This window comes from Candidatus Dependentiae bacterium, assembly GCA_018897535.1.
In the GTDB taxonomy this organism is placed as follows: domain Bacteria; phylum Babelota; class Babeliae; order Babelales; family UASB340; genus UASB340.
Genome location: JAHIKO010000014.1, coordinates 1 through 3305 on the forward strand (window position 1 = coordinate 1; position 3305 = coordinate 3305).

Below are 3305 nucleotides of genomic sequence, written 5' to 3' on the forward strand. Positions count from 1 at the left end.
AATTTTCATAGTGCCCGGAAGTATGCCACAATGATTCGTTTAAAATCATTGGAGTTCTGATTTCTTGATAATCGCGTTTTAACATAAATCGCATATAATCGACAAGTTTATTAAAGACTTTTAATCCTTTGTCTAAAAAAAATGCAGATCCGGGTGCTTCTTGATGAAAAGAGAATAATTCAAGCTCTTTACCTAATTTTCTGTGATCGTATTTTTGAGCTTCTTCTATTTGAGTTAAATAGTCTTTCAAATCTTTTTCAGTTTCAAAAGCAATACCATAAATTCTTTGTAATGCAGTATTTTTCTTGTCAGCTCGCCAGTATGATCCGGCAACGCTTGTAAGCTTGAAATATTTTAACTGACCGGTAGATTCAACGTGTCCACCTTTGCAAAGATCACAAAAATTTCCCTGGCAATAAATTCCGACAGTTTTATCTGTAATTCCATCAATTAATTCTTTTTTGAATTCATTTCCGGCAAAAAATTTATATGCTTCGTCTTTAGCGACTTGTTTACCTTCAATTTTATAATTTTTTTCTGAAAGTTCATGCATTTTTGCTTCTATTTCAGGCAAATCATCTTCAGTAAAAGTTCTCGGTGGTAAAAAGTCGTAAAAGAAACCTGTTTCTGTTGTAGGGCCAATAGTCAATTTAGTACCAGGAAATAGTTCCAACACTGCTTGAGCCAATAAATGAGCTGCAGAGTGTCTGATATTATCCAGCTTTTCATTTTTTTTCATAAATGCTCCCTACAAACAAAAAAATAAATTAAAACTTAACGTGTACTCCGAATGATACATCTTAATTTCAAAATTGAAAAGCAAAAAATCATTCAAGTCGTCAACATTACGTTTTTTGTCGATATTTACGTTTTTTTAGCTGATTTTTATCATCAATTTTAATATTTTCTTTCGTTCTTTTTTTTCGTAAATAAATTTTTTCATCTAAAGCACCATATTTTTTCAAAATATTTTCAATTTCTTTAAATCCTTTTTTTCGAGCATAGCTTAATGCTGTAAAACCTTGTTTGTTTTTTTTGTCCAAATCCAAACTACATTTTGTGGAATATAATTCTGTTTTTTCTATTAAATAGATAATAAGATCAATATTTCCGTGAAGTGTTGCAAAAATTAATGCATTATTACCGTCAAGATCAAATTCATCCAAATCCATTATTTTATTAACACACTTTTCACGGTAATTCACTAATAATTTAAAAATATCGGCATTGTTAAACATTGCAGCATAAAGAAGTGCTGTTCTGCCTGAAAAACTCTGTTTATAAGAGTCTGCACCAATCTTAATTAAATTTTTAACAACATCAAATCGTCCAAATATGGCTGCAACCATCAACGGTGTATGCCCATAGCCATCTTTTGCATCAATTTTAGGAATTGGAGGCCCTAATCTTAAAATACGATTATTCAAAAAGTTATAATTATCCGTTTCTGAAAACAAAAAAAAATTTGGTTTAAAATAAATTGGATGTTTTTCGTCAATAGCTACTTTATATTTAAAATCTTTTTCTTCACACCAAAAATCGTTTATATTTTTTTTATATGCATGATTATACATTTTAATGATATCATCACGACCATTTGCCGCAGCCCAGGTAAAATATGTTATTTTCTTTTCACTCAAAAGCCCACAAATTTTTTGTTCATAATCAAAAGCCGATTCAGCTTCACCTCTTTCAGGAATTTCAAATATATAATTATCTTTATATCGATCCATAATGGCAAATGATAGATTTGCATAAAAACTCAATGATAAAACACCAAATATTATTTTTTTAAAAAAATTCATAAAAAAAATCCTTCTGTATAAATCTTAATTTTAAAATTGAATATTGTATAATACATGTTATTTAAAATTTGAAAAACAAAAATTGATTAAAAAATAACGTTCATGATAACATTAATTTAGTTTTATAATCTTTCAATTTATATAAAACATAAAGGAGTACCAATATGGTAAAAGGACGGGCAGATAACATAAAAAATGAGGTTACTTTGAATAACGAATTCCGTCCCAATAGAGTTTTCGTTTTAGATACTAACGTTTTACTGCATGACAGTAAATCTATTTTTCATTTCAAGGGTGTTGTCGTTGTAATTCCATTTGTGGTTTTAGAAGAGTTGGATGCATTTAAAAAAGATCAAGGCGAAATTGGTCGAAATGCAAGACACATAATAAGATCCATAGATGAATTAAGAGAAAAAGGATGTTTAAGTGACGGTGTTGAAATTACAAACGGCACCAAAACAATATTAAAAATAATAGAAACACCAAAGCTTGAAGAAAACGAAGAATTAATCGGCGATCTTGCAGATAATTTAATAATAAAAACAGCTTTAATACTGCAAAAAGATGGTTTTGAAGTTACATTTGTTACAAAAGATATTAACGCTCGAGTAAAAGCTGACGCGCTAGGGCTTGATGCCGAAGATTATGAAGTTGAATCGGTTTCAACAGAAGATTTTTATAAGGGCTGGATAAGATTGCCAATTTTAGCAAATACGCTAAGACAAACTACTATAAATTCAATTGAATCTGTGCTAACTGATAATAATCTAACTACAAAAAATCTATCACCCAATGAATTTATAATTCTTGAAAGCGATAATAATCCTGAAAATTATAAGCTCTTCAGATTTTTAGGTGGAAAAAATTTTAAAGAAGTTTTAAATACAAAAATAGTTTCCCATTTTGGTGCAAAAAACATACAGCAATTAATGGCTATGGATTTACTAAGAGATGATGACGTAAAAATTGTAAGTTTAGTTGGTGGTGCCGGAACAGGTAAAACTTTTTTAACTCTTTTAATGGGTTTACATAAAGTTATAAATGAACATCTTTATAGAAAATTTTTAATCACGCGACCGGTTATAGCTTTAGGCGCAGATATTGGGTATTTACCCGGTGAAATGCAAGAAAAATTAAGATATTGGATGCAGCCGGTTTACGATAATTTGGAATATATTTATAGCCAGATAGACTCTTATGATGATGATCAATCAGGCTTTGTAACAAAAAAGAAAGATAAAGAAATATTAAAAAAGCATAAAAAACATGTAATTGATTCACCGGTAGAAATGTTACAGCAACGCGGCGTTTTAAGTCTTGAAGCTATAACTTACATGCGTGGAAGATCCATTCCATACCAGTTTGTTTTTATAGATGAAGTACAAAACTTAAATCCGCATGAAGTTAAAACAATAATAAGCCGTGCCGGCGAAGGTACTAAAATTATAATAGCAGGTGATCCATTTCAGATAGATTCGCCATACTTGGATTTTAGCAGTA

The 3305-nt window shown here is 29.8% G+C and carries 3 protein-coding genes; 1 reads left to right on the forward strand and 2 read right to left on the reverse strand.

The annotated features are described in order from the left end of the window. Together KKE07_00760 and KKE07_00765 are read right to left on the reverse strand one after the other, a co-directional pair. A partial coding sequence (locus KKE07_00760; protein ID MBU4269393.1) for a threonine--tRNA ligase occupies window positions 1-739 on the reverse strand: 739 nt, incomplete at its 3' end. Window positions 740-845: 106 nt separating this feature from the next. Beyond that, window positions 846-1805 carry an ankyrin repeat domain-containing protein gene (locus KKE07_00765; protein ID MBU4269394.1) on the reverse strand — a complete coding sequence of 320 codons (960 nt, stop codon included), beginning with the start codon at window positions 1803-1805 and terminating at the stop codon, window positions 846-848. Window positions 1806-1969: 164 nt separating this feature from the next. On the opposite strand from KKE07_00765, the gene KKE07_00770 reads away from it, so the two are divergent. Further along, window positions 1970-3305: PhoH family protein (locus KKE07_00770; GenBank protein MBU4269395.1), on the forward strand; the 1336-nt coding region annotated here is incomplete at its 3' end.